This is a genomic window from Streptomyces violaceus (assembly GCF_036014075.1).
Lineage (GTDB): Bacteria > Actinomycetota > Actinomycetes > Streptomycetales > Streptomycetaceae > Streptomyces > Streptomyces violaceus.
Genome location: NZ_CP107911.1, coordinates 446847 through 472856, shown reverse-complemented (window position 1 = coordinate 472856; position 26010 = coordinate 446847). Strand labels below are relative to the sequence as shown.

The window sequence follows — 26010 nt, the reverse complement described above, 5'->3', positions numbered from 1 at the left end:
GAACTCCTAGAAGAGGTCAGGAAAAGCGCGCCCGGAGCTCCGCCTCGAGCGTCTCGAGGGTGCGGCCCTTGGTCTCGGGGACGTACAGCTTCACGAAGGTGAGGGACAGCAGGCCCGCCACCACGAACAGGAAGAAGGTGTTGGAGATCCCGATCCCGGAGACCAGGGATGGGAAGACAAGACCGATCACGAAGTTGGTCAGCCACAGCACCACGGCCGCGACGCCCATGCCGAAGCCGCGCATCCGCATTGGGAAGATCTCCGACAGCATCAGCCAGGTCACCGGCGAGATCGCGCCCTGCTGGAAGGCGAGGAACGTGACCGTCATCGCGAGCACCGCGAACGCCCGCGGATCACCGGACGGCAGCACCAGGGAGAACACGCCGATCAGCAACAGGGCCACGGTCGTGCCGAGCTGGCCGGTCATCAGCATCGGCCGGCGGTTGACCCGCCCGAGCAGCCAGATGCCGACGAAGGTGGCGAGGACGGAGATCACACCGTTGGCGATGTTCGCGGTCAGCGCGCTGTCGGCGGCGAAACCGGCGTCGGTGAGGATCTGCGTGCCGTAATACATGATCGTGTTGACGCCGGTGATCTGCTGCACGATCGCGATGCCGAACCCGACGAACATCAGCTTCCGCACCCACGGCGTGCTCTTGATGTCCTGCCAGCCGCCGAGCTTCTCCCGCTCGTCCTTGACGGCGAGTGCGGAGACCTCCTTCAGCTCGGCCTCGGCCCGGGCCCGCGACCGCACCTGCCTGAGCACCTCGAGGGCCTCGCCGAAGCGGCTCTGGGAGGCCAGCCAGCGCGGGCTCTCCGGCATCACCAGCATGCCGAACCAGAGCACCACCGCCGGCAGCGTGGCGATGACCAGCATCCAGCGCCACACACCGCCGGACTCGCCGCCGAGCCGCGCGATGATCGCGTTGGACGTGAACGCCAGCAGCTGACCGGAGACGATCATCAGCTCGTTCCGGGTGACGAGGGCACCGCGCCGCTCGGCGGGCGACACCTCCGCGAGATACACCGGCACGGTCACCGAGGCACCGCCGACCGCGAGACCGAGCACGAAGCGCGCGACGATCATCACCTCGGTCGTCGGGGCGAGCGTGCAGCCGAGCGCGCCGACGAAGAACAGCACGGCCAGCAGCAGGATGTTGCGCCGCCTGCCGCGCGCGTCCGACAACCGGCCGCCGGTCACCGCGCCCAGCGCGGCACCCAGCAGCAGCGAACTGGTGACCATGCCCTCGGTGACCGGGGTCAGGCCGAGGTCGTCGGTCATATAGGGCAGGGCGCCGTTGATGACGCCCGTGTCGTAGCCGAAGAGCAGACCACCGAACGTGGCGATGATGGTGATCATCCGCAGCCGCCGGGAGACCGCCGGCGGGGTATCGTCCGCGACGCCGGTGGCCGGGGCCGGGTCGGAGGCTGGTGTCGTGTCGTCCCTGACGTCCATGGCCGCTCCTTACCTGTCGATGGCCGGGCGGAGGGTACCCGAAAGACCGCAGCCGGCCAGGTGCTCGCGGGTGCTGACCGCGATCGGCAGCGGCACGTCGGGAGCGCACGGGTACAGGTCCTGCTCGACGATCACGAACAACTCGGCGTCGAGCCCGGCCAGTTCGCCCACCACGTCGGCCGGATCGGGCACCCCGGCAGGCGGCGACACGCACACCCCGCGCCGCACGGCCTCACCGAAGGACAGGTCCTCGGCCGCGACCTGCGCCAGGATCTCCGGATCCATCTGCTTGATGTGCACATAGCCGACCCGCTCACCGAACCGGCGGATCAGGTCGACGCTGTCCCCACCGCCGTACGCGACATGCCCCGTGTCCAGGCACAGGTTGGTGTAGCGGCCGTCGGACGCGTTCAGCAGCCGCTCGATCTCCGGCTGGGTCTGGAGGTGACTGTCGGCGTGCGGATGGACGACCAGCCGTACGTCGTACTCCTCCAGCAGCAGCCTGCCCAGCCGGTCGGCGGCCCGGCCGAACCCGGCCCACTGTTCGGTGGTCAGCTCGGGCGGCTCGGTGAACGCGCCCGTCTTCTCGTCCCGGTACATGGGCGGAATGAGGACCAGATGATGCGCCCCCGCGGCCGCGGTCAGCGCGGCGACCCGCCGGACATGGGCGAGCGTCTCGTCCCATGCCTCGGGCCGGTGCAGCGCGCCGAACGCGGTGCCGCCGGAGACCTTCAGCCCCCGGGCGTCCAGCTCGGCCTTCAGCCGCTGCGGGTCGGTGGGCAGATAGCCGTACGGGCCGAGCTCCAGCCACTCGTAGCCGGCCTGGACCAGCTCGTCGAGGAAACGGGGGTACGGCACCTGGTGCTCGTCCTCGGGAAACCACACCCCCCAGGAGTCGGGGGCGGAGCCGAGGCACAGGTTGCCGACGGTGGTACGGAGAGGGACTGGCGCCGTTGCCATGGTCAGTGTCCTTGAGGGGAGAGGGGAGGGTGCCTGAGCGATGTGACGCGCGCTACTAGCGCGCTCTAGTCGAGTACGATGACCCCTGTCCAAATGTCATGTCAATAGGTTGTTGCCGGGAGATTGCGGGGCCCCATCGCCGGATCCCCGCGTGGGGCACCCCGTAAGGTGGGCGCCGTCGGAGGGTGGGTTCACAGGTGGATGCATCGGGCAGGCAGCGGCCCACGATGGCGGACGTCGCCGAGAAGGCGGGCGTCTCCCGCGCGCTCGTTTCGATCATCTTCCGCAACCAGGCGGGAGCCGGCCGGGAGACGCGGGAGCGGGTCCTGCGCGTGGCCGACGAGATCGGTTACCGGCCCGACAGCGCGGCCCGGCTGCTGGCCCGTGGCCGCAGTCGCACGCTCGGTGTGATGTTCACCGTGCACCAGACCTTCCACACGGATCTCATCACCGGCATCTATCCCGAGGCCGAGCGGCTCGGGTACGACGTCCTGCTCTCCGGTTCCACCCAGGGGCGCAGTGAGGCCAAGGCGGTCGAGGCGCTGCTCAGTCACCGTTGCGAGGCGGTGATCCTGCTCGGCCCGGACGCCCAGCCCGGCTACCTCGGCGAGCTCGGGCAGCGCACGGTCGCCGTCTCGGTCAGCCGCCGCGTGCCCCAGGCCCATGTCGACTTCGTCCATTCCGCCGAGGGGAAGGGCGTCCGGCAGGCCATGGACCACCTGGTGGAGCTGGGGCACCGCCGGATCGTGCACATCGACGGTGGACGCGGTCCCGGTTCGGCGGAGCGGCGGCGCGCCTACCGTGCCGCGATGCGCCGCCACGGGCTGGAGGACCAGGCACGGGTGATTCCCGGCCATCACACCGAGGACTCCGGTGTCGAGACCGGCCGTCTGCTCCTGGCCGAGCGCGACGGCGGGCGGCCGTTGCCGACAGCGGTCCTCGCCGGTAACGACCGCTGTGCGATGGGTCTGCTGATGACCCTCACCCGGGCGGGCATCGAGGTCCCGCGCGATCTGTCCGTCGTCGGCTACGACGACAGCCACCTCTCCCACCTGATGCCGATCGGCCTGACCACGGTCCGCCAGGACGCGGTCCTGATGGCCGAACACGCCGTCCGCTTCGCCGTCGAGCGGTTGGAGAACGGGGAACTGCAGCCGCGTGAAGCGGTGCTGGATCCGAAGCTGGTGGTACGGGGGACCAGCGGCCCGGCCCCGGCGGAGCAGTCACGCCGCCCCGGCCGCTCAAGGCCGCTCTAGCGCGTCCCCTTCTTCGCGAACTCCGCGATGGTGTCGGCGTTGTCCTTCGTGATGAACGCCGGCCCGGTGAGTACCGGAGCCGTGCCGCCGCCGCTGAAGTTGCCGTTCGTCCTGTACAGCCACAGTGCGTCGACGGCGAGGTAGCCCTGGAGGTAGGGCTGCTGGTCGACGGCGAACTCGATGTCGCCGCCCCGGACGGCGGCGACGAGGTCCTTGTTGAGGTCGAAGGTGGCGACCTTGGCCTCGCTGCCCGCGTCCCGTACCGACTGCACGGCGGTCAGGGCGATCGGGGCGCCGAGTGTGACCACCTGGTCGATGGTGGAGTCCTTCTGGAGCTTGGCGGTCAGTGTCGACTTCACGGAGGGCATGTCGGTGCCGTTGACGTACAGGTTCTCCGTGGTGCCCTTGAAGCCCTTCTTCAGCCCGGCGCAGCGTGCCTCCAGCGCGACCTGGCCCTGCTCCTGGACCACGCAGACGGCGTGCTCGGCGCCCAGCTGGTTGAGGCGCTCCCCGAAGGCCTGGCCCGCGATGTTCTCGTCCTGGCCGAAGTACTCGAGCATGCCGAGGTCCCTCCAGTTGTCCAGGCCGGAGTTGAAGCCGACGACGGGGATGCCGGCCGCCTTGGCCTTGGCCACCGCTCCCTTCATGGCGTCGGGCTTGGCAGCGGTGAGCGCGATGCCGTCGACCTTCTGGTCGATGGCGTTCTGCACCAGGTTGGCCTGGTTTCCCGCGACGGGGTCGCTGGAGTAGACGAGCTTGATGTTGTCCTTCGCGGCAGCGGCTTGCGCCCCCTTGCGGATCAGGTCCCAGAAGGTGTCGCCGGGTGCCGCGTGGGTGACCATGGCGACGGTCATCCGCGGGGTGGCGGCCTTGCCCGCCGCGGCGTCGGTGCCCCCGGTCTCGGACTGCTTCCCGCCGGTGCCGCTGGAGCAGCCGGCGGCGAGCAGCGCGCCCACGAGGGCGGCGGCGGTCAGAGCGGCGGGTCTGTGGTGTCTGCGCATGTCGGATGCACCTCACTGTGCGGGGAGAGGGTGCCGCGCCCGGGCCGGGGAGGGTACGGACCCCTGCGTACTCGGTGGCTGGAGCGCGTTACTAGCGCGCTCTAGTGGCAGGTACTATGCGGCCGCCTTCTGGGGATGTCAACAGCTTTGTCAGGACGTACCAACAAAACAGGGCCGCCCGTACAGCCGGCGGTGGACGGCGTAGTACGGGCGACCCTGGTGGACGGTCCTGCTCAGCTCTCCGATCCGCCGATGTTGACCATCCATGGGGTGCCGAAGCGGTCCGTGCACATGCCGAACTCGTCGCCCCACATCTGCTTCTCCAGCGGCACCGACACCGAGCCGTTCTCGGACAGCTTCTCCCAGTAGCCGCGCAGCTCGGCGTCGTCGTCACCGCTCAGGCTCACGGAGAAGGGGTTGCCCGGCGCGGACTCCATGCCCGGCGGGTTGTCGGCGCCCATCAGGGTGAAGCCGCTGGTGGTTTCCAGCATGCCGTGCATGATCTTGTCGGCGTTCGGGGCGTCCGCCTGGCCGAAGTCGCCGTAGCTGTTGAGGGTGAGGTTGCCGCCGAAGACCTCCTTGTAGAACTCCATCGCCTGCCGGGCTTCGCCGTTGAAGGTGAGGTACGGATTGAGGCGCGTGACCATGTGAACCTCCAGGAGGGGCAAAAGGGTCATTTGCGCGCAGCGTAGCGCCGGGCACTGACAACGGCTCGCCGAGCGCGCCGCGCAGGGGGCGGGGAGCGGGGTGCGAGGCGGGCGCCGGAAGGCCGGAGTGGACGCCAACCGACTTGTTAGCGTGGGCCCTTGAGCAGAGGGGGACGGAGACAGCTCATGACAACGACCACCTTCCGCATCGGCGGGGATCTGGACGTACGCCGGCTCGGTTTCGGAGCCATGCATCTGCCGGTCGAGCCCGGGCCCGGCCGGGAGAACGCCCTCGCGGTCGCCCGGCGGGCCGTGGAGCTGGGCGTCACGCTGATCGACACGGCGCACCTGTACGGCGAGGGAGCCAACGAGGAGCTGCTCGCCGAGGCGTTGCACCCCTACCCGGAGGGGCTGCTGATCACCACCAAGGTCGGTGTCGCGCGTACCGGCCCGGGAGGCGAGTGGAAGTTCGACGGGCGGCCCGAGATCCTGCGCGCCCAGGTCGAGCAGGCCCTGCGCCGGCTGCGGGTCGAGCGAATCGAACTGCTCCAGCTGCACCGCATCGATCCCGACACGCCGCTCGCCGACCAGCTCGGCACGCTGCGGGAGCTTCAGGCCGAGGGCCTGGTCGGACGGATCGGGCTGTCGGAGGTCACCGTCGCCGAGCTGGCCGAGGCCCGGGAGATCGTCGACGTCGCGAGCGTGCAGAACCGCTACAACCTGCTCGACCGCGAGCACGAGCCCGTTCTCGCGGCGTGTGCGGCGGCCGGCATCGCCTTCCTGCCGTGGCGGCCCGTGGCGTGGGGGAAGGCGGGGGCCGAGGCCGAGATCACCGCGGTGGCGGCCGACCTCGGGGCCACGCCCACGCAGGTCGCGCTCGCCTGGCTCCTCGACCGTGCACCGGTCGTCCTGCCGATCCCCGGTACGGCCCGGATCGGGCACCTGGAGGAGAACCTCGCCGCGGCGGACCTCGGCCTGACGCCCGCCCAGCGCGACCGCCTCGACCGGCTGGCCGAGGGGACACGGGCGGAATCAGGGTCGGAGTAGGCGGAGCCGTGCCCTGAAACCAGGCGGAGTCCTGTCTCGAAACCCGGGTGGACCGAGGCAGGGCCACCAGGTATCGCCGCTGCTCACGCCTCGTCGGACCCGGACTCCCCGTTGTTCCAGTCGTACGGGCCTCCGCCGCGCCACTCGATCAGCTCGGTGTCGTCGACGGCCGTGTCGGCGGTGGGCAGGCCCTCGCGGTGCAGGAGGTCCAGTACGTCGAACAGGCTGTAGGCGACGCCCATGCGCTCGCCGTGGATGGTCACCAGCCGTCCGCCGTCCGACGCGGGCGGCTGCACGACCACGGGGGGTTGACCGTCCATAGCCCCACCATGCCTCCGAAACGGGCGGTTCGCAGCTCGGCCTCGACCATACGCGGGACGAACCGGTACGGCCCAGGGGTCCGAGCCTGCGGCGCCGGGTGCTCTGTGCGCCGGTGACAAGGCGTGACCGGGAAACTGAATTCTCGTCAGCACCCCCTGAGAGCTCTCCGGCCACAACCCTAGCGTCCGTGGCATGGACATGAACCGTAGGAGCAGAGGGAAGTGGCGCGGTGCCGCGCTCGCGGTACTGCTGACCGCCGGGACACTCACGGCCGCCGCCCCGGGGGCCCGGGCCGACGAGGCGCGGACCGAGACGCCTGTCGCGTCGACGTCACCCGTCACCGGGGTGACCGAGTCGGTCGTACGGGTGAAGGTACCGCTGCCGGAGTCGGCCGGGCCTCGTCCGGCCGCGTGCGACTGGCTGTCGTACCTGCGCTACCGCTCGGCCGACGGGCCCGCCGCGTCGGCCGGCGCGGACCGGATCCTCATCGCCCAGCCCGGCATCCTGGAAGGGGCCGGGGCGTTCGACAGCGTCGCCCGCAACACTGTCACCAGGGCCGCCGAGCAGGGCGCGCACATCGAGTTCTGGGCGCTGGACCGGCGCTCCAACTGCCTGGAGGACCGCACCGGCATCGCCTCCGGCGACCAGCACAGCGCCGTCGACTACTACTACCGCGGCAAGCAGGTCGACGGCCGGAAATTCGACGGCTACGCCGGCAACGCAGAGCTGGGCTGGATGGCGAAGCTCGGGATCGAGCAGACCGTACGGGACCAGTACGACCTGCTCACCGCCGAGTTGCCCGACCAGGCGCAGCGCAAGCGGAAGGTGCTGTGCGGCGGGCACTCGCTGGGCGGTGTCATCACCGGGTACTTCGCCGCCGCCGACTTCGACGGCGACCGGGCCACCACGGCGGACGCCGGGTACAACCAGTGCGCCGGCTACTTCGCCCTCGACACCACCGTCTCCACCTCGCTCGCCGACCTCAGTGGCAACCTGCCCGACGACACCAACCTGCCCGACATCGGCCTCGGTTACGGTGTGGTCCAGGCCGGACTCGACAGCGGACTGCTGTCGCGCACGCTGTCCGCGCCGGTGCTGCTCAACCCCGAGACCATGACCCTGCTCGGCATCGCGGGCCTCGGCGCCCTCAAGGATCTGGAGGGTGAGGCCGACCTGCCCCGCTATCTGCCCTCCAACCTCAACGTCGAGGCCACCAACCGCTTCCTGTTCGCCAAGGACACCGTCGCGTTCCTCAGCGGCTCGCCGTCGGTGAAGGACTTCCGGCTCACCAACGGGGCGGTGCTCGGAGCGCTGCTGGACGACAACTCCGTACCGCTGGCGTTCCTGCAGACCAGCATCGGCTTCTTCGACGGCGGGCCCATCGCCGACAAGAGCTTTCCCGTGGCCAACGGCGGTGCGCGGCAGCCCGGTCTGTACGGCACCGCGTACAAGGCCATCCCGGAACGGCCCCAGGGCCCGCTCTACACCTGGCGCACCTACGACCGCGTCGGTGACCCCGACGACCCCGGCTACCGGTCGGCCGACGGCACGCCGTTCACCGGTGCGGGCGAGGAGGTCACCGACGTGCGGCAACTGGCCCGCAGTCTGGCCGAGCAGCCGCTGGACTTCACCGAGCAGTACTTCCCGACCAAACTGGTCACGGACATCCAGCTGGGCACCTCGCCGCAGGTGAGGAAGCTCGTCGCCCATCCGGGCGGTCTCACCGCCAACCCGGTGCTCACCGTCCTCGCCGGGGAGGGACTGCTGGCCGGCCGGGTGCCGCCGGAGCTGCGTCCCGTGGTCGCCGACGGCTACCAGCACATCGACGTACTGACCGCCGCGCCCACGCAGAACGACGGCAGGCCCGAGATCGTCTCCACCAGCCTCGCCGGCTTCGCCCGCTCACCCCGCTAGACACCGGAACGGGGCCCGGGAGGAGATCCTCCCGGGCCCCTTGGTGTGCCGCCGGACTAGAGCCTGCCCGCGGCGAACGCGGCGGCCGCGTCGGCGTTGTCGCGATAGCTCAGATGCGCCCCGACGTCACCCCCGCCGTTCTCGCAGACGGGGTCGCCCTTGGCGCAGAGGTCCAGGGTGCGGCTCTGGTAGGTGCCGGTGACGCTCTTGCCGAGGGCTCGGATCGGGTTGCCGAACAGCAGCACCGCGGAGACCTTCGGCTCGAGCGCGGCGGGCAGCGTGGCCACGATGGGGCTGCCGACCACCGCGCCCGCGCTGCTGATGCCGATCGAGTTGTCGACGACGTTCGCGCCCTGCGAATAGCCGACGAGAACGAACTTCTGGTTCGGGCAGGCGGCGGCCTGGCTCTTCACATGGTTCACCAGGTCCAGATTGCCCTGCGCCGCGGACGTCGGCGAGAGGTCTGCCGGATAATTCACCTTGTAGCTGGACAGGCTTTTGCCCGCTGCTTTCTTCTGCAGCGCGGAAAGTACCGGGTCGCCGACGATGAAGCCGAGCGTCCCGGGCTCGAAGGTGCCGCGTGCCGAGACGAGTTCCACGTCGGAGCAGGCCGCGGCCGAAGCCGGGGAAGAGGAGAGGGTGGCAAGCCCGGCCCCGCCGACCAGTGAGAGCGCGGCGAGACACAAACGGATACGCATGGGGGATCCTCCGCGTGTGAGGCGCGTCGAGCGCCTGCGAAAAAGGACGGCCCGAACGTATTCGCTTTCTCCCGCCGGGAGTTATGGACGGGATTATGGAATCCCCGCGGTTTTTTGTCGCCGATTGAGTACGCCGCTGAATGCGGGAGTCAGCTCGGCCGTGTGTGCAGGGATTCCGCGCGCAACGCGAGAATGAGATCGAGGCGGGTGCCCGGATCGTGCAGGGCGTCGCCGAAGAGCTTCTCCAGCTGGCGCAGGCGGTAGCGGACCGTCTGCGGGTGGATGTGCAGCCGCGCGGCGACGTCCGGCACATTGCTGCCGCTGAGCAGCCAGGCCAGCAGCGTTTCGGCGAGCCGGTCGCGCTGCCCCGCCGAGACCGTGTCGAGCGGCGTCAGGACCCGCGCCTGGAGCCGCTTCAGCAGCGGCTCGTCGCCGTACAGCAGAAGGGTCGACAGATGGTCGGAACAGTGCTCGACGCCCTGGCGGGGCAGGATGCCGCGCCCCATCAGCCCGAGCGCCCTGGTGGCCAGGCGCAGCGATCGCGCCGCCTCCGTGACCGCTACCGTCGGGCCGATCGCGGCGGGCCGGCCGCGCAGGGCGAGCGTGAACGCCCGGCCGAAGCGGCCGGAGCCGTCCGGGTCGGGCACCAGCATGCGCGGCGGCCGCGACTCCATGTCCACCAGCGCGCCCGCCGCCGCCAGCGGCCGGTCCTCCTCCCGCCGGTCCGGCCCCGCCGCGAGCGCCACCACGGCGACCGTCCGGGGCACCGGCCAGCGCGCGGCGTGGGCCAGATCCTGCACGGCCTCCAGCGCCACCGGGCCGTCCTCCAGCAGCAGGTCGAGCAACCGCCTGCGACGCCGCTCCAGCTCGTCGGTGCTGCGCAGCTGGGCCTCCGCGTAGCCGGCCGCGGCCGCCTCGGCGACCTCGTGCACGGTCCGGAACGCCAGCTCACCGAGCGCGGCGACGACGCTGGAGTCGAGGCCGAGTTCCTCCGCCGTGGAGCCCATCAGCCGCCAGGCGTGCAGCCCGCCCACCCGCAGGGCGGACTGCAACGCGTCCAGGCTGCGGCCCTCCAGGGCCTCGCCGCGCCCGAGTTCGTAGTACGTCGCCGCGATCGCGCCTCCGTCGTCGCGCGGGTCGGCGATGTGGTCGACGAACAGGGTGAGCGCCTGGACCACCCCGGACCGCAGGTTCTTGCGGTACGTCCCGTCGGCGGGCCGCGCGTACTCGGGAACCTGACGGCAGACCTCTTCCTCCACCAGGTCGGCGACGGAGGCCAGTTGGGCGCGCAGCAGCTCCGCGAGCTCGGGCGGCACCGGTGGCATGCCGGGGTGGTCCGGCACGCCGTGCGGGGTGGGCACAGCCATCACGGACACTCCTTTCGACCGGAAGCGGCTCACCCGCGGGCTGTTGCCAGTGGGAAGAGTGGGACGTCCTGTGTTGGACGGACGTCCCCTCCGCTCCGTTCCGTGCCCCGACGGCACCCCCGTCACTCCGGCACGCCCAGCGCATGGGCGAGCATCGGCCACGAGGCGGTGAACTCCCGCTTCCAGTAGGGCCAGTCGTGTCCTCCTCCCGAGTAGAAGTGCGTGGTGGCCTGGATGCCCAGGAGGGGGAGTGCGCGGGCGAAGCCCTGGGCCGAGGGCCACAGGGCGCTCTCCAGCACCCCGGGCAGCGGATCGCCGCCGCTGCCCGGGCCCACTCCGCTGCCCTGCGACACGTACAGGGCGGTGCCGCGCAGCCCCGTGGCGCGGGTCCGCGGGTTGAAGTCACGCCAGGTCAGGATGTTGAGCAGCGGATGACCCCACAGGGACCGGGCCGGCAGGTTCTCCCGGGCCACGATGGCGTCCATGATGGCGGGAACACCGGGGGCGGTGGTGTCGAGGATGCCGCTGTAGGAGGCCGCGGCCTTGAACGCGCCGGGGTGGCGGGCCGCGTGGGCCATCGCGCCGTAGCCGCCGGTGGAGACCCCGGCGACCGCCTGTACGCCGGAGGCCCGGTAGTCCCGGGCGAGCAGCGCCGGCACCTCCTTGACCTGGAAGGTCTCGTAGTCGGGGCCGCCGCGCCAGACAGTGGGGATGCCGGTGGGGCCGGCGTCCGGCATGGCCACGATCAGGCCGCGGCCCTCGGTGAAGGCCTCGATGTCCGTCTCGCGGGTCCAGGACGTGTAGTCGTCGTGGGCGCCGTGCAGCAGGTACAGCACGGGATATGTCCGCTCGGGCCGCGTGCCGAAGTCCGACGGCAGGATCAGCCGGACGGGCGCGCTCCGGCCGAGCGCGGCGGAGGGCACGGACACGTCCAGGGTGCGCGGCCCGAGCCGGGTGGCGGCCCCGGCACGGGCCGTGCCGCTCGCGGCCCCGAACAGGACGGCGAGGCCGGCGGCGGCCGTCGCTCTGGCGACGGTGCGCCGGGACACTCCGGCAGCGGGCTTCGGCGACAGGTCGGACATGGCGGCTCCTCGGGTTCCGGTTTCAGGGGGCCCGCTCGGCGAGCACCCGGCTCAGGTGGGCGGCGATCTCGTCGACGTGCGGCGGGTCGAGCAGCGACAGATGGTGACCGGGCACCGGCACGACCTCCAGGCGCGGGCACACCTCGTCCCAGCCCAGCGCCTCGTCGTCCCGCTCGTACGCCGGGTCGCGCACGGTGTGCGGCGCGGGCTCGGTGGCCCGGTAGAGAACCACCGGCCCGTCGTGGTCCCCGGGACGGTGCGACTCCCCGATGCCCAGGTCCAGGTAGGAGGCCCGCTGATGCTCCAGCGCGGCGGGTGGCAGGTCGGCTGCCTCGCGCAGCGCCCGCAGCACGGTGTCGATGCGGGGCCCGTCGTCGTCCATGGCCACCAGGTCGTCGTACGGCAACTCCAGCCGCACGCCGTAGGTGTCGGCGACGTGGCGGGTGAAGCCCTCGAAATGCGCCCGGATCCGATCGGCCCGCGTCAGTCCCGGCCGGGGGAGAGGGCGTACGGAGTCGATGAGCACGACCAGCCGCACCTCCCGCCCCGCGGCGGTCAGGTGCCGCGCGGTCTCCTGGGCGACGAAGCCGCCGAAGGACCAGCCGCCCAGTACACAGGGCCCGTCGGGGTGAGCGGCGTCGATCGCCTCGGCGTAGCGCCGCGCCTTCTCCGGCACGGTCCGGGCCTCCTCGATCCGCTCCAGCCCGTACACCGGCCGGTCGTCCCCGAGCCGTTCCGCGAGCGTGCGGTAGACGGTGACCGGCCCGCCGGCGGCGTGGACGAGGAACAGCGGGGGCCGCGAACCGGAGGCACGCAGCGGGCGCAGCGGGCGCAGCGGCGTGTCCTCGCGGGGGAGGGCCTGGCGGATCCGGTCGGCGGCGTCCTCGACGGTGACGGCGGCGAACAGGTCGCGCAGGGGCAGTGCGATGCCGAACTCGCGCTCCACCGCGGTACGGACGCGGACGGCCATCAGCGAGTCCAGACCCAGGCCGGCCAGGGCGGTGCCCGGGGTGACCCGGGTGGGCGGGTGACCGGTGACGGCGGCGATGTGATGGATCAGGCGGGCCAGGACCGAAGAGGGCTCCGCGACCTCGACGGGAGGTTTTTCCGTGACCGGCTCGGTGTGTGCCCGGCCGTCCGTCCACCAGTGCCGTACGTGCCGCCACCGGGGCAGGGGCACGTCGACTACCCGGCCGGGCGGCACGGGCAGCCGTTGGCCCGCGACGTACAGGACGCCGAGCTGTCCCGCGAACGCCTCCGAACCGTCGGCGTCCCGGCGCAGGGTGGCCAGGGCGAGGGCACCGGGCACGGTGTCGGCGACGGCCCCCGTCAGGACCGGGTGGGGCGAGATCTCGACGAACGCCGTGTGACCGTCGGCCGCGGCCGAGGCGAGCGCCCGGTCCAGACGCACGGGCCGCCGCAGATTGGCCGCCCAGTGGTCCGCGCCGAACCCGCAGTCGCCGCGCGGGTCGTCGAGGACGGTGGAATAGACGGGGACCGTTGGCCGCCGCCCCCGGATACCGGCCAGCGCGTCGACGAGCTCCGGCAGCAGCCCGTCCACCTGGGGCGAGTGTCCGGCACCCACGACCCGCATGGCCCGTGCCGCCCGGCCCTGCCCCTCCAGCCGGCGCACGAGCCCGGCAACCGCCGCTTCCTCGCCCGTGACGACCTTCTGCCGGGGGGAGGTGTGCACGGCGACGTGCACACCCGGGAAGTCCCGCTCCAGAGATCGCAGTTCGGCGTCGTCCAGGTCCACCACGGCCATCGCGCCGCCGCTCAGCCCGCTCAGCAGCCGGGCCCGTACGGCGATGACCCGCGCCCCCTCCGCCACGTCCAGCGCACCCGCGCAGACGGCCGCCGCCACCTCGCCCATGGAGTGCCCGATCACCGCGGCGGGCTCCACCCCGTACGAACGCCACAGCTCGGCGAGCGCCAATTGCAGCCCGAACAGCACGGGTTGGGCGACCTCCAGGCGGTCGAGACCGGCACCGGACGACAGGTGGTCGTACAGCGACAGGCCGCACTCCGGGGCGAGCTGCGGGTCGAGTTTCTCGACGGCGGCGGCGAACGCGGGTTCCTCGGCCAGCAGCCGGCGCCCCATGCCCGGCCACTGACTGCCGTAGCCGGAGAAGACCCATACCGTGCCGTGCCCGACGCGGTCGCGGTCACCGGTCACCACCCGCGCGTCCGGATACCCAGTCGCCAACGCCCCAAGAAAATCGGCCAGTTCGGCACGGTCCCGGGCGGCCACGGCGGCGCGTACGGGGCCCCGGCCCGTGCGCCCCGCCAGGGTCCGGGCCACGTCGGCGGGGTGCGCGGCGCTTTCGCGCAGCCAGCCGGCCAGTCGGCCCGCCGTGTCGCGGAGGCGCTCGGCGTCGAGGTCGGAGAGCAGGTGCAGGCGGGCCGAGGGTTCCTCGGCCGGCCGGGCCGGGACCAGGCCGGGTGGCCCCTCCTCCAGCACCACATGCGCGTTGGTGCCGCCGAAGCCGAACCCGGAGACCCCCGCGACAGCGGTGCCGCCGTAGCGGGGCCAGGGCTCCGCCTCGGTCACCACCCGCAGCCGGTCATCTGCGAGGGAACTGCCTTCCGCGCAGTGCAGGGACGGCGGGATGCTGTCGTGGTGCAGGGCCAGCACGGTCTTCACCAGGCCGGCGATCCCCGCGGCCGACTCCAGATGACCGAGGTTTCCCTTGACGGAACCCAGCAGCAGCGGCTGGTCCGGGTCACGGTCAGCACCGAGCACCGCGCCCAGCGCGCCCGCCTCGATCGGGTCGCCCAACGGGGTGCCGGTGCCGTGCGCCTCCACGTAGTCGACGTGCGCCGCGGCGAGCCCCGCCCGTGCGTACGCGCTCCGCAGCAACGCCTGCTGAGCGGCCGGGTTGGGTGCCATGAGGCCGTTCGAGCGGCCGTCGGAGTTGACGACGGTGGCGCGGACGACGGCCAGGACGCGGTCGCCGTCCCGCTCGGCGTCGGACAGCCGCTTGAGGATCACGGCGGCACAGCCCTCGCCGCGCCCGATGCCGTCCGCCGACGCCGAGAACGGCTTGCACCGCCCGTCCGGCGCGAGGGCGCCCGCTCGCCGGAAGGCGACCGAGACGGCCGGTGACAGCAGCAGGTTGACCCCGGCGGCGATCGCCGTGTCGCTCTCGCCCGTGCGCAGGCTGACACAGGCGTGGTGCACGGCGACCAGCGAGGACGAACAGGCCGTGTCGACGGCCATGCTGGGCCCCCGGGCGTCCAGGACGTAGGCGAGCCGCCCGGCGGCGACGCTCAGGGCACCCCCGGCCGGCGCCCAGGGATCGACGGCGGCCGGGTCGGCGCCGGTGAGCTGCCCGTACTCAGGGGCGGAGACACCGACGAACACGCCGGTGGCGGTGCCCGCCAGGGACCCGGCCGGTACGGCGGCGTGGTCGAGCGCCTCGTGGACGACCTCCAGCAGGATCCGCTGCTGCGGGTCCATCACCGCGGCCTCGCGCGGGGTGATCCGGAAGAAGTCCGCGTCGAACCCGGCGATGTCGTCGAGATAGCCGCCGTACGGGTGCGCGTCCGCGGGCGGGAAGGCGGTGAAGTCGCGCCAGCGGTCCTCCGGGACGCGCCGGATCGCGTCGACGCCCTCGCTGAGCAGCCGCCAGTAGCCGTCCGGGCCGTGCACCCCGCCGGGCAGCCGGCAGCCGACCCCGACGACCGCGACCGGCTCGGCCGTACCACTCGGCAGTCCCGCTCGCGCGACCGGCGCCGCGTCATATCCCGAGGCCTGCGAGGATCCCGCGCCGCACAGCCGCGCCATCAGCGCCTCCACGGTCGGCGTCTCCCACAGCAGGGTCGTCGGCAGTTCCTGCCCCGTGGCCCGGGACAGCTCACCGGCCAGGGCGACCGCGTCCCGTGACGACATGCCGAGGTCGGCCAGTGGCCGGTCCATCGGGACGGCCTCGGGGGACGTGCCGCACCAGGCCGCCACCCGCTCGGCGATGAGCCGGCGCAGCGCGCCCTCGTCGACGGGCCTCATCCCGCGGCACCCGCGGTCGCCCCGGCCTGCCCGCCGTAGGCGCCGTCCAGGTACCGGGCCCGGGTCAGCGCCCGCGACACCTTCCCGCTGGAGGTACGCGGCACCGTGCCCGGCGGAACCAGGATCACGTCGGCGAGCCGCAGCCCGTGCCGGGCGGAGACGGCACCGCGCACGGCACGCACCACGGCCGGCACGTCGAGCTCGGCGAGGCGTGCGGTCCGCGCGTGCTCCGCCACGACCACCACCCCCTCACCGGCGCCGCCCGGCACGGCGAACGCCGCGAGCCGGTCCCGGCGTACCGCCGGGTCCGCGTCCTGGGCCGTCGCCTCGACGTCCTGCGGATAGTGGTTGCGGCCGTCCACGATGATCAGGTCCTTCAACCGCCCTGTGACGACCAGCTGCCCCTCCAGCACCGTCCCCAGATCGCCGGTCCGCAGCCAGCCGCCCGGACCGGCCGCGGCGTCCGCGAACCGGGCGCCGAACACGTCCTGCGACTCCCGGTTCCAGTAGCCGCGTCCCACGTTCGGCCCCTGCACCCAGATCTCGCCGACCTCACCCTCCGACAACCGGGCCCGCGTCACCGGGTCGGCGACCCGGACCCGCTGGCCCGCCGGGGTGCCACAGCCCGCCAGCAGCACGGCCCGGGGATCGTCCGGCCGCGCGGACAGGGCCTTCCCGGCCGCCAGGGCGTCACGGTCGAGCGCGAACCGGGTGAGCGGATCACCCGGCCGGGCCGCGCAGACGAACACGGTGGCCTCGGCGAGGCCGTACGACGGGCAGTGCGTCTCCGGCGCCAGGCCCTGGCCGGCGAACGCCGCGTGGAAACGGTCGGCCGTGCCAGGCCGGACCGGCTCGCTGCCGTTGATCAGCGCCGTGACCTTGTCGAGCCGCAGCCCCTCCTTCTGCTGGGGGGTCACGGTCGCGACGCAGTAGTCGTAGGCGAAGTTGGGCGCGGCGCTCACGACGTTCGGATGCGCGGCGAGCAGTCGCAGCCAGCGCACCGGCTCGTGCAGGAACGCGGCCGGGTCCATGAGGACCGACAGGAGCCCGCGCGTGACCGGGGCCGCGACGCTGAGCACCAGCCCCATGTCGTGGTAGAGCGGCAGCCAGCCCACGCAGGTCAGCGGCCGGGTGTCGCCGCCGTAGGCGGTCAGCGCCTGGCGGGCGTTGGCGACGACGTTGCCGTGGCTGATCTCCACGCCCGCCGGGGCACGGGTCGAACCGGAGGTGTACTGGAGATAGGCGGTCGCCTCGGCGTCCGGCGGGACGGGCCGCCAGCCGTGGGCGTCGTCGGGCACCTGGTCCGCCAGGACGATCCGCGGCCCGTCGGAACCGAGGAAGTCCCGCACCTCGTCCTGGGCCCGGCCCGTGGTCACGACCACCGTGGGACGGGCATCCGCCAGGACGCCCGCCAGCCGGTCCGCGTGCCCGGGCAGGTCCGGCGGATACAGCGGCACGGCGACCAGCCCCGCGGACAGGGCCGCGAGGAAGGCGGTCACGTACTCCGTGCCCTGCGGACACAGCAGGGCGACCCGGTCCCCCGGACCGGCCCGCTCGGCGAGGCGCGCGGCCAGTGCCCGCACCCGCGCGTCGAATCGGCGCCAGGTCAGGGTGCGGTGGACGCCGCGCGAGTGCTGTGCCGGATGGTCGACGAAGGTGAACGCCCGGCGGTCCGGGGTGGTTTCGGCCCAGTGCCACACGTACTCCGGCAGCGTCGGGCACGCGGGCGCGAGCGGGGGGCGGCGGCTGTCCATCAGGCGGGGCTCCTCACGGCGCGGATCGGATTGCGGGTCGCGTACGGGGCGGATAGGGGGCTTCTGATGGATCTCCGCGGCGTCGCGACGCCCGGCACGCACTCTCGCCGCACCGGACAAAAGGCCTGGTAGCTCCTCCCCCACTCTCGGCTTCGCTCGAGCGGGGGGACCCCCATCGAGGCCTTCCGCCCGGCACGCCGAGAGCACGCACCGAACGCCGCTCCTTCTTCCACGGAGATCCATCAGAAGCCCCCTAGAGCGGGATGTTGCCGTGCCGGCGTTCCGGCATCGGCGCGCGTTTGCCGCGCAGGGCGCGCAGCGCGCGGCAGACCTGCTCCCGGGTCTCGCGCGGTGCGATGACGGCGTCGACATAGCCGCGCTCGGCGGCGAGATACGGAGTGCCGTGGGTGCGCTCGTACGCCGCGAGAAGCCGGGCGCGCAGCGCCTCCGGGTCGTCCGACGCGGCGAGTTCGCGCCGGTGCAGCACGCCCACCGCCCCCTCGGCGCCCATGACGGCGATACGGGCGGTGGGCCAGGCGAGGTTGACGTCGGCGCCCAGATGCTTGGAACCCATCACCGCGTATCCGCCGCCGTAGGCCTTGCGCACCACCACCGTGACCTTGGGCACCGTCGCCTCGGCGTAGGCGTACAGCAGCTTCGCGCCGCGCCGGATGATCCCGGCCTGCTCCTGCCGTACCCCGGACAGATACCCGGGCACATCGGCGAAGGTCAGCAGCGGGATGCCGAACGCGTCGCAGAACCGTACGAACCGCGCCGCCTTCTCGGACGCGTCGATGTCGAGGACCCCGGCGGCACGCAGCGGCTGGTTGGCGACGACACCCACCGAGCGGCCCTCGACCCGGGCCAGGGCACAGATGATGTTGGGCGCGAACAGCTCCTGCACCTGGAGCAGTTCACCGTCGTCGACGACCGCGTGCAGGATGTCCCGCATGTCGTAGGCCTCACCGAGCCGGTCCGGGACGACCTCGTCGAGCCCGGCCCCGGGCGGAGCGTGCCCGGGTGCGTACTCCGGGGGCCGTTCCAGGTTGTTGGCCGGCAGGTAGGACAGCAGGTCGCGCACGGTGTCGAGGGCGTCCTCCTCGTCGGCCGCCAGGAAGTGGGCGTTGCCGTTGACGGTGTTGCTGGTGCGGGCGCCGCCCAGCTCCTCGGCGGTGGTGCGCTCGCCGGTGACCGTCTCGATGACGTCGGGGCCGGTGACGAACATGTGCGAGGCACCGTCCACCATCACCGTGAAGTCGGTGATCGCCGGGGAGTAGGCGGCGCCGCCCGCGCACGGCCCCAGGACGACCGAGAGCTGCGGGATCACTCCGGACGCCTTGACGTTGCGGCGCACCAGCTCGGCGTAGAGGGCGAGGGCGGCGACCCCCTCCTGGATGCGGGCGCCGCCGGAGTCGTTCAGGCCGATCACCGGGCAGCCGGTCTTCAGGGCGAGGTCCATCAGGGCGACGGTCTTCTCCCCGAAGGCCTCGCCCATGCTGCCGCCGAACACCGTGGAGTCCTGGGCGAACACGCACACCTGGCGGCCGTCGACCGTGCCGTACCCGGTGACCACACCGTCGCCGTAGGGGCGGCGGGCGTCCTGCCCGGCGGGCCGGGCCCGCACGAACTGACCCGTCTCGGTGAAGGAGTCCTTGTCCACGAGCCGTTCGATCCGCTCCCGGGCCGAGAACTCCCCGCGCCTGCGCGGCCCGCCCGGGGCCACCGCCCGGTCCCGGCGTGATGCCAGGCCGGCGACGCGTTCCGCGGTGCTCCCGGGTGCGTGCGTCGCTGTCTCCCCCGGACCGGATGCTGTCACCTCTGTGCTCACAACCACCTCCGAAGTGGTTCTCGAATATGGCAGTGAGGCGGGGAGGTGCCGGGCGGATCGCCGTTCTGTGTGGGGGAGTTGAGTCCTCAGGCGCGAGGTTTCATCCCCGGGTGACAAGGACCGCCGACTCGTCTGACAAACGGTCAACAGGGCGATCAATTCTCGTCATTTCCACCCTGGGTGCGTAAAACATGTGAATGTTTCCGCGTGGTTCGGGCATACGCAGCGAAAACAGAGAGAGGGGCGCTACGTGCTCGTACCGGACCGGAAGGTCGTCAGGGAGTTGCTGACGCGGTATGCGTCGCTGAGGATCGCTCAGGCGGAGAGGCACGTGCCGACGGCGGCACGCGAGCTTGAGGACGTCAGCTACACGCTGTGCGTGATGATGGGGACGTCCGTCATTCACGACGCCATCGCCAAGGCGGACACCCTGCTGCTCACCAAGGGGCGGTCCGAGGCCGCGGAGGCGGACGGGGAGAACGGCTTGACGCTGGTCGGCTGACAACGTGTGAGACCCGGCGCACGGCCGGGTACCGCCCCGGTGGCCTATGGACGGGCCGCCGGGGCGTTCGTCTTCCCGTGGAACGCCGTGCGGTACGCGTACGGCGTGGTGCCCACCACCTTGCGGAACCGCTCCCGGAACGCCGTCGGCGAGCCGAACCCCGCCTGGCGCGCGATCCGTTCGACCGAGTGGTCGGTGTTCTCCAGCAGGTACTGGGCGCGCCGCACCCGCGCCCGCAGCAGCCACTGCAACGGCGTGGTGCCGGTCTGCTCGCGGAAGCGGCGGCTGAAGGTCCGCTCGCTCATCCCCGCGCGCGCCGCCAGGGTGCCCAGCGTCACCTCGTGCGCGAGATGGTCCTCGATCCACTCGAGCAGCGGCTCGAACGCCGACCCCCGGGGCACGGGCGGGTGCTCGTGCACGATGAACTGGGCCTGCCCGCCCTCCCGTTCCAGCGGCATCACCGACATCCGGGCGATGTTCGCCGCGACGGCCGACCCCAGATCCCGCCGGATCATGTGCAGGCACAGATCCAGCGCCGCCGCCGCACCGGCCGAGGTGAGGATCTGCCCGTTGTCCACGTACAGCACGTCCGGTTCGACCTCGACGTGCGGGAACCGCCGGGCCAGTTCGCCGGCGGCCACCCAGTGCGTGGTGGCGCGCAGCCCGTCCAGCAGCCCGGCCTCCGCCAGCACGAAGGCACCCACGCACACGGACGCGATCCGGGTACCGGACTCGGCCGCCCGCCGCAGTGCCGCCAGCACCCGGGCGGAGGGCGGCGCGGCGTCGGGGGAGCAGCCCGGCACGATGATGGTGTCGGCCTCCGCCAGCGCCTCGAGTCCCTGGTCGATGCGCAGGGTGAAACCGCCGTCCGCGCGCACCTCCGGCGTCTCGGCGCACAACCGGACCCGGTAGGCGGGCCGCCCGTCCGGCATATGGGTCCAGGCGAACGTCTGCTGGGGCGCCGCCATGTCGAAAGGCACCACTCGATCGAGAACCAGGATCGCCACGGAGTGCATGACCGTCACCCTAGGTGTGTTCCCGCCAGCGGTGTGACCCGGGGACGAGGTGGCCCGTGAGAGGAGAACGCAGGTCGGACGAGTTGGCGAGAACCCGTTGGAAGCTGTCGTTCCAGCCCATGGGTGATCACGTCCCGGCTCCCTATCGTGAGCCCGGCATCGTTGATCGCGTCATGAAAAGAGTCCCGGTGACCAAGATCCTGCTGTCCCTCCATGTCCTGGCCGCCATCGTCGCCATCGGTCCCGTGACCGTCGCGGCCAGCATGTTCCCGCCCGCGGTGCGCCGCGCGGTCGCCGCGCTCGGCGATGCCCCCGACCCCTCCGCGGTCGGCACGGTCGCGCTGCTGCACCGCATCTGCCGTGTCTACGCCGGTGTCGGACTGACCGTCCCGGTCCTCGGGTTCGCCACGGGTGCCGCGATGGGTGTCCTGGGCAGCGGATGGCTCGTCACCTCCATCGCGCTGACCGCGGCCGCCGCCGGGATCCTGGCCGCCTTCGTCCTGCCCCGCCAGGAGGAACTCCTCGACCGGCTGAACGGCGAACAGGCCGTCGATCACCAGAACACCGTTCAACTCGCCATGTTCACCGGCATCTTCAACCTCCTGTGGGCGACGGTCACCGTCCTCATGATCGTCCGTCCTGGCTCCACCACGGGGGCCTGAGAGCCCGGCCACTCCGCCTGGCACAGATGTCCGTTCTGCGTCAAGTCATCCCAAGGAATTCACACTCCGGGATGCCGGTCCGCCTAGACTCGTCAGTCTTGCCCCCGCACGGGGGCGACGAGCAGAGAGGCACGTTGCCGGGTGTTCCAGGATTCCCCCATCTACGACCGACTCATCGCGGAGTGCGGCGATGTGCCCACCCAGGTTCGCCGCGAGGCCGAACGCGTGAGCAGGGAACTGGAGCTGGTCATGCGGCCCTACCAGTCCCCCGGCTACGACCGCCCGCAGGCCCCGGGCGCGGGCTGGCAGCGCACGGCCATGCTCCCCGCCCCGCGGCAGCCGTGAGCCAGGAGGCCTGGTCATGAGACGGCCCGGGGCCGGCGCGTGGCCGGGCCCGGTGTTCAACGGACCCTCGTGCTCGAACCATTGACCTGCGGCGAGCCCTCGGGGATCGGGCGGGCCAGCCACTCCGCGATGGTGCGCGCGATCGGCTGACCCGTCTCCACCTCTACGAACCCGAACTGCCCCGACTGGTTGCACTCCAGGAACCACCAGGTCCCGTCCGCGTCCTCGACGAAGTCGAAGGCGCCGTAGGCCAGTTCGGCCCCCCGCAGGTAGGCCTGGACGCCCGCCGCGATGCACGACGGCACATCGGTGGGGCGCCACGGCGCGCCGGGCGCGGCGAAGCGCACGTCGACGTCGTCCGGGTCCGCGTCCGCGGCGGTCGCCTTGCGTGCGGCCGTCATCTGTTCGCCCACGACGGTGAGACGGATGTCGGCCCGCTTGGCGACCCGCCGCTGTAACAGCGTCGGCCCGAACGCGACGGCGGAGAAGTCCGTGTCCGGCGCCACCCGGCTGGTCGGTACCGCCCGGGGCGGATCCTGCGGATGCGCGCCCGACACCGGCTTGACCACCAGGTCCGGGTAGCGCTCGGCGAACTCGCGGGCGGCCCGCGGGAAGGTCGTGATCAGCGTCGCCGGCACGGGCAGGCCGCACCGCTGGGCGAGACGCAGCTGCCACGGCTTGTGCCGGGCCCGTCGGGCCGCGTCGGGATGGTTCATCCAGCGCGCGTCCGAGCCCCGCAGCATGCCGTAGAGCGCCTGAGAGGACTCCTCGGTCAGCCACGCGGACGGCTGGGCCGCCCGCCCGGCCGGAGTGCCGGGCCGGCGCACCCAGACCGAGCGCAGTCCCCCGATGCTCACCAGCCGCCCCCCGGCGGACAGATGGCCACGGAAACGGCCGTGTACGTACTCACCGGACAGCGCGACACCGCCGGTGAGGTCGGCGGGATCGACGCGGACCACCGGAACCCCCGTCGCGTTCAGGTGCACGACCACCATGTCCGCGGTCACGTCCTCCTCACAGGTGAGGATCAGTACGGTCATCTTCGGCGGCCGTGGTCAGTCGTCGAAGTGTGTCTTGGAGCCTGCGGTGGACGTCGTGGTGCCCACCTCTCTCAGCAAGCCGAAGTCGCTGGCCGCGACTCGGCCGTCGAGGAGCACGTTCAACTGCAGTCCGGTGTCGTACACATACGGAATAGCAGCTTCCAACTCCACTGCCGGGCGCGCGTAGTTGAGCGCGAACGGTTGCATCGTCTCTCCCTCGTCGGTACTGCGCCGATCAAGCGTTGGTCATTGGGCGCGGCCCCCCGGCCGCTCGCTTGTTTCGGCTTCCAGAGACTTATACGAATCGAACGGGTGGTTGGTTTCCTTACTCTCCGTAGTTATTGGGCCGGTTCGTGGTCAGCCCGGCGTGTCGTCCTGCGATCCCGTTCGCCGAGGGAGCCACGGACGGTACGCAGAGCGAGCAGCAGGACACCGATGTCGTCCAGGTACACGGGGTCGGGCAGCACGTCGGCAGGCAGGACGAAATAGAGAACCGCGCCCCAGAAGACCCAGCGCGGACCCGTGGGCAGGCCCGCGCTCCGCAGATCGCGCCGGGTCCGGACCAGTCTCACGAAGACGCGGACGGCGAGGACGAGGACGAGGGCCGCGAGAATCGCGGCCAGGGTGATCACCGTTGCGGTCGTATCCACGGGTTGCCCTCCTCCTGGCGTGCCGCGACACGGGGTGTCCCTACCTGGATTCCCGTTTCCGGCGGCTGTATTGCCGCCGGGGCCCGACATGTCGGCGAGTCGGCGGATTTTCCCGTGCGGGTGGTCATCCCGGTGGCTCACACGAGTGGCACGGGGTGAAGGGGGCGCCTAGTAATGGTCAGCGTAACGTCGCTCGTCACACGACGGGGGGCGCAGGAGCGGCCGCACTCTTCCCATGGAGGCGAGTATGACCACCTGCTCTTCATCACCCCGCTCGAACGAATCCGCCATAACCGGCGAGTCGAACGGGTCCGCCCAGCCGTCCGCCGAGACCACCGTCGCCACCGGCGCGTACCAGGTGGAGCAGACGAGCACGCAGCCCGCCGTCCCCTCGCACGAGACGTACCGTGCGGGCACCGAGCCTCCCGCCACGTCTCACCCGGCGGGCCCGCCGGGCACGGAGCCGGCTGCCCCTGGCAGGGACGAGGCGGCGTCGTCGTCCGCCCGGCCTGCTGCCCCTGCCGTGAAGGGGGCGGACCAGGTGTCGGCGCCGTCGGCCGCTTCCGGCGTGGACGAGATGGCTCCGTCGTCTGCCGGGCCTGTTTCCCCTGCCGTGAACGGGGCGCATCCGGCACGGTCGGCTGTCTCTGGTGTGGACGAGGCTGCCCGGCCCGCCGTCCCCGTCCTGGACCCGGGGGACCAGGAGTCCTCGCGGCCCGCTGCCCCTGCCTCGGACGAGGCGGATGTGGCCTTCGACCGGGCCGCTGCCCCCGGTTCGGGCACGGCGACCGAGCGTTCTGCCGCCCGCGGCCCCGACCGGGCGGACCCGGAGCCCGCGCGGTCGACCGCGCCCGGCTCGGACGAAGCGGACCGGCCGTCCGACGCGCCCGTGGTGGCCCGTTCGAACCGGGTAGACCCGCCGTCCGTCCAGCCCGCTGCCTCAGGTCCCCATCAGGCGGACCGGCCGTCCGACGCGCCCGTGGCCTCCCGTTCGGACCAGGTGAGTTCGCCGTCCGCCGCGCCCGCAGTCTCCAGGCCGTACCAGGTGAGCTCGCCGTCCGCCGCGCCCGCTGTCTCAGGGCTGTACCAGGCGGACCGGCCGTCCGACGCGCCCGTGGTGTCCCGTTCGAACCGGGTGGACCCGCCGTCCGTCCAGCCCGCTGCCTCAGGTCCCCATCAGGCGGACCGGCCGTCCGACGCGCCCGTGGCCTCCCGTTCGGACCAGGTGAGTTCGCCGTCCGCCGCGCCCGCAGTCTCCAGGCCGTACCAGGCGGATCGGCCGTCGGCCGCGCGTGCGGCTCTCCGCAAGGACCTGTTGGACTCGGCGCCCGCCCCGCTCGCCGGCCCCGGACAGAACCGGACCGGCCCGGTGGACCCCGCGCCGGGTGAGGCGGAGCAGTCGGGTGCGCGGCCGTTCGTGATCCGCTCGCTGGACGACAATCCGGTGGAGCTGCGGCCCGGCACGGGGCCGGCCCCCGCACCGTACGGTGACGCGGTCAGCGACCTGGTGCACGCCGCCGTGGCCGACCGGCCTCTGGAGGAGGTCGTCGCCCTCATCACCTCGCTGGAGAAGTCACCCGACCACGCCGAAGCGATGGTCGACGCACTCCGCACGGCCGGCGTGGAGCGGCGCGTGGAGGACGTGAGCCGGATGATCGCCCTGCTGACGAAGCCCCCGCGTGACGCCGACAGCGCCGACGAGGCCATCCGGGCCGCGGCCGCCCACCGCCCGGTGGAGGAAGTGACCCGGCTGGTGGTCCTGCTGCACAAAGAGCCGCAGATGCCCCACGTCCGCGAGGAGGCACTCCGCGCGGCCGCCACCGGCCGCTCCGTCGGGGAGCTTGTCGAGCTGATCGACCGCCTCGGCCTGGAGCGGCTGGACCGCAACGGCCGCGTGCCGGCCGGCACCGAGCGTCCCGAGGCCGAGACCGCGCAGCCCGTGACGCCCGCCCGACCGGCCAGGCGCCGAGAGATCCGCCGGACCCTCGACTCCTCACCCTCGGACCGCGACCGCGCTACGGAGCGGCTCACCAGGGCCATGGCGTGGTCGAGTTGGCTCACGGCTCTGGCCCTGGCCGTGTGCGCGGTGGCCCACTTCCCGCTGCAGCGCGGCGGAGCGTCCCTGGACCTGCACGCCGTGGCCCTCGGCCTGTCCGTGCTCTGCACGGTGCTGGCGCTGCTGCTGGCCCTGCGCCCCGTCGCACCGGTACTGGTCGGGGCGGTGGTGGTGCCCACGGTGCTGGCCGGGGCCCAGGCGTACGGGAGTTCCTTCCCGTCGGCGTCCCTGACCCGGGCCGTGGACCTCGCGCTCGCTCCGCCGTGGTTCGCCGCCGGTGCCGCCGTGAGCACGGCGCTGCTCGCCCTCGTCGCGCTGGTCTTCCGCGCGGTGGCGCCCTTCGCGGGCGGACAGTGGTCGCCCCTGCCGGCGACCGAGGCACGCAGTATGGCGGAGTGACGC

The 26010-nt window shown here is 72.3% G+C and carries 22 protein-coding genes; 7 read left to right on the top strand and 15 right to left on the bottom strand.

The features are described 5' to 3' along the window. Positions 1-16 precede the first annotated feature (16 nt). The gene (locus OG542_RS02150; RefSeq protein ID WP_328407683.1) at positions 17-1456 is read right to left on the bottom strand and encodes a sugar porter family MFS transporter; all 1440 of its coding nucleotides are present in this window, start codon (positions 1454-1456) and stop codon (positions 17-19) included. A 9-nt stretch (positions 1457-1465) separates the two neighbouring features. Beyond that, positions 1466-2416 carry a TIM barrel protein gene (locus OG542_RS02145; protein WP_328407681.1) on the bottom strand — a complete coding sequence of 317 codons (951 nt, stop codon included), beginning with the start codon at positions 2414-2416 and terminating at the stop codon, positions 1466-1468. A gap of 227 nt (positions 2417-2643) precedes the next feature. Between OG542_RS02145 and OG542_RS02140 the strand changes: the two genes are divergently transcribed. Then, complete coding sequence (locus OG542_RS02140; RefSeq protein WP_328417716.1) at positions 2644-3672, top strand: LacI family DNA-binding transcriptional regulator; 1029 nt, start codon at positions 2644-2646, stop codon at positions 3670-3672. On the opposite strand, the gene OG542_RS02135 is transcribed toward OG542_RS02140, so the two are convergent. Both OG542_RS02135 and OG542_RS02130 read right to left on the bottom strand, forming a co-directional pair. After that, positions 3669-4673: a substrate-binding domain-containing protein gene (locus OG542_RS02135; protein ID WP_328407679.1), complete on the bottom strand. Its 1005-nt coding sequence runs from the start codon at positions 4671-4673 to the stop codon at positions 3669-3671. The genes OG542_RS02140 and OG542_RS02135 overlap by 4 nt on opposite strands. Before the next feature lie 233 nt (positions 4674-4906). Then, positions 4907-5320: a VOC family protein gene (locus OG542_RS02130; RefSeq protein WP_261682260.1), complete on the bottom strand. Its 414-nt coding sequence runs from the start codon at positions 5318-5320 to the stop codon at positions 4907-4909. Positions 5321-5506: 186 nt separating this feature from the next. Here OG542_RS02130 and OG542_RS02125 point away from each other — a divergent pair, with 186 nt between their 5' ends. Beyond that, entirely contained in the window at positions 5507-6367 is an 861-nt protein-coding gene (locus OG542_RS02125; RefSeq protein WP_328407677.1) for an aldo/keto reductase, read from the top strand. 83 nt (positions 6368-6450) lie between these two features. On the opposite strand, the gene OG542_RS02120 is transcribed toward OG542_RS02125, so the two are convergent. Next, the gene (locus OG542_RS02120) at positions 6451-6687 is read right to left on the bottom strand and encodes a hypothetical protein (RefSeq protein WP_184586858.1); all 237 of its coding nucleotides are present in this window, start codon (positions 6685-6687) and stop codon (positions 6451-6453) included. A gap of 193 nt (positions 6688-6880) precedes the next feature. On the opposite strand from OG542_RS02120, the gene OG542_RS02115 reads away from it, so the two are divergent. Continuing rightward, on the top strand, positions 6881-8602 hold the full coding sequence (locus tag OG542_RS02115) for a hypothetical protein (RefSeq protein ID WP_328407675.1): 1722 nt from the start codon (positions 6881-6883) through the stop codon (positions 8600-8602). A 56-nt stretch (positions 8603-8658) separates the two neighbouring features. Here the strand turns inward: OG542_RS02115 and OG542_RS02110 are convergent, their stop codons facing one another. The 6 genes from OG542_RS02110 to OG542_RS02085 all read right to left on the bottom strand — a co-directional run bounded on the left by OG542_RS02110 (position 8659) and on the right by OG542_RS02085 (position 19325). Further along, positions 8659-9300 (bottom strand): cutinase family protein, encoded by a 642-nt coding sequence (locus OG542_RS02110; protein WP_328407673.1) that lies wholly within the window; start codon positions 9298-9300, stop codon positions 8659-8661. 149 nt (positions 9301-9449) lie between these two features. Beyond that, positions 9450-10667 (bottom strand): PucR family transcriptional regulator, encoded by a 1218-nt coding sequence (locus tag OG542_RS02105; RefSeq protein WP_328407671.1) that lies wholly within the window; start codon positions 10665-10667, stop codon positions 9450-9452. 122 nt (positions 10668-10789) lie between these two features. Beyond that, positions 10790-11749: an alpha/beta hydrolase gene (locus OG542_RS02100; RefSeq protein ID WP_193482676.1), complete on the bottom strand. Its 960-nt coding sequence runs from the start codon at positions 11747-11749 to the stop codon at positions 10790-10792. A 22-nt stretch (positions 11750-11771) separates the two neighbouring features. Next, positions 11772-15755 (bottom strand): type I polyketide synthase, encoded by a 3984-nt coding sequence (locus tag OG542_RS02095; RefSeq protein WP_328407666.1) that lies wholly within the window; start codon positions 15753-15755, stop codon positions 11772-11774. Next, the gene (locus tag OG542_RS02090; RefSeq protein WP_328407664.1) at positions 15752-17509 is read right to left on the bottom strand and encodes a fatty acyl-AMP ligase; all 1758 of its coding nucleotides are present in this window, start codon (positions 17507-17509) and stop codon (positions 15752-15754) included. Before OG542_RS02090 ends, OG542_RS02095 begins: the two co-directional genes overlap by 4 nt. Positions 17510-17762: 253 nt before the next feature. After that, the gene (locus tag OG542_RS02085) at positions 17763-19325 is read right to left on the bottom strand and encodes an acyl-CoA carboxylase subunit beta (RefSeq protein ID WP_328407662.1); all 1563 of its coding nucleotides are present in this window, start codon (positions 19323-19325) and stop codon (positions 17763-17765) included. Positions 19326-19587: 262 nt separating this feature from the next. Here OG542_RS02085 and OG542_RS02080 point away from each other — a divergent pair, with 262 nt between their 5' ends. Beyond that, entirely contained in the window at positions 19588-19839 is a 252-nt protein-coding gene (locus OG542_RS02080; RefSeq protein ID WP_184586843.1) for a DUF5133 domain-containing protein, read from the top strand. 44 nt (positions 19840-19883) lie between these two features. On the opposite strand, the gene OG542_RS02075 is transcribed toward OG542_RS02080, so the two are convergent. Continuing rightward, positions 19884-20855, bottom strand: coding sequence for a GlxA family transcriptional regulator (locus OG542_RS02075; RefSeq protein ID WP_189727575.1), 972 nt, complete (start codon positions 20853-20855; stop codon positions 19884-19886). Between the two features lie 188 nt (positions 20856-21043). Between OG542_RS02075 and OG542_RS02070 the strand changes: the two genes are divergently transcribed. Further along, on the top strand, positions 21044-21517 hold the full coding sequence (locus OG542_RS02070; protein WP_328407655.1) for a hypothetical protein: 474 nt from the start codon (positions 21044-21046) through the stop codon (positions 21515-21517). A gap of 141 nt (positions 21518-21658) precedes the next feature. Then, positions 21659-21862, top strand: a complete 204-nt coding sequence (locus tag OG542_RS02065; RefSeq protein WP_193482683.1) for a hypothetical protein — start codon at positions 21659-21661, stop codon at positions 21860-21862. A 56-nt stretch (positions 21863-21918) separates the two neighbouring features. Here OG542_RS02065 and tgmB read toward each other — a convergent pair whose 3' ends face one another. The 3 genes from tgmB to OG542_RS02050 all read right to left on the bottom strand — a co-directional run bounded on the left by tgmB (position 21919) and on the right by OG542_RS02050 (position 23552). Beyond that, entirely contained in the window at positions 21919-22902 is a 984-nt protein-coding gene (gene tgmB, locus OG542_RS02060; protein WP_311129404.1) for an ATP-grasp ribosomal peptide maturase, read from the bottom strand. A gap of 15 nt (positions 22903-22917) precedes the next feature. Next, a complete protein-coding gene (gene tgmA, locus OG542_RS02055; protein ID WP_193482685.1) occupies positions 22918-23109 on the bottom strand; it encodes a putative ATP-grasp-modified RiPP in 192 nt (63 codons plus the stop codon). A gap of 131 nt (positions 23110-23240) precedes the next feature. Then, positions 23241-23552 carry a YkvA family protein gene (locus OG542_RS02050; protein ID WP_193482686.1) on the bottom strand — a complete coding sequence of 104 codons (312 nt, stop codon included), beginning with the start codon at positions 23550-23552 and terminating at the stop codon, positions 23241-23243. A gap of 247 nt (positions 23553-23799) precedes the next feature. Between OG542_RS02050 and OG542_RS02045 the strand changes: the two genes are divergently transcribed. Next, on the top strand, positions 23800-26007 hold the full coding sequence (locus tag OG542_RS02045) for a hypothetical protein (protein WP_328407651.1): 2208 nt from the start codon (positions 23800-23802) through the stop codon (positions 26005-26007). The last annotated feature ends 3 nt before the right edge of the window (positions 26008-26010 follow it).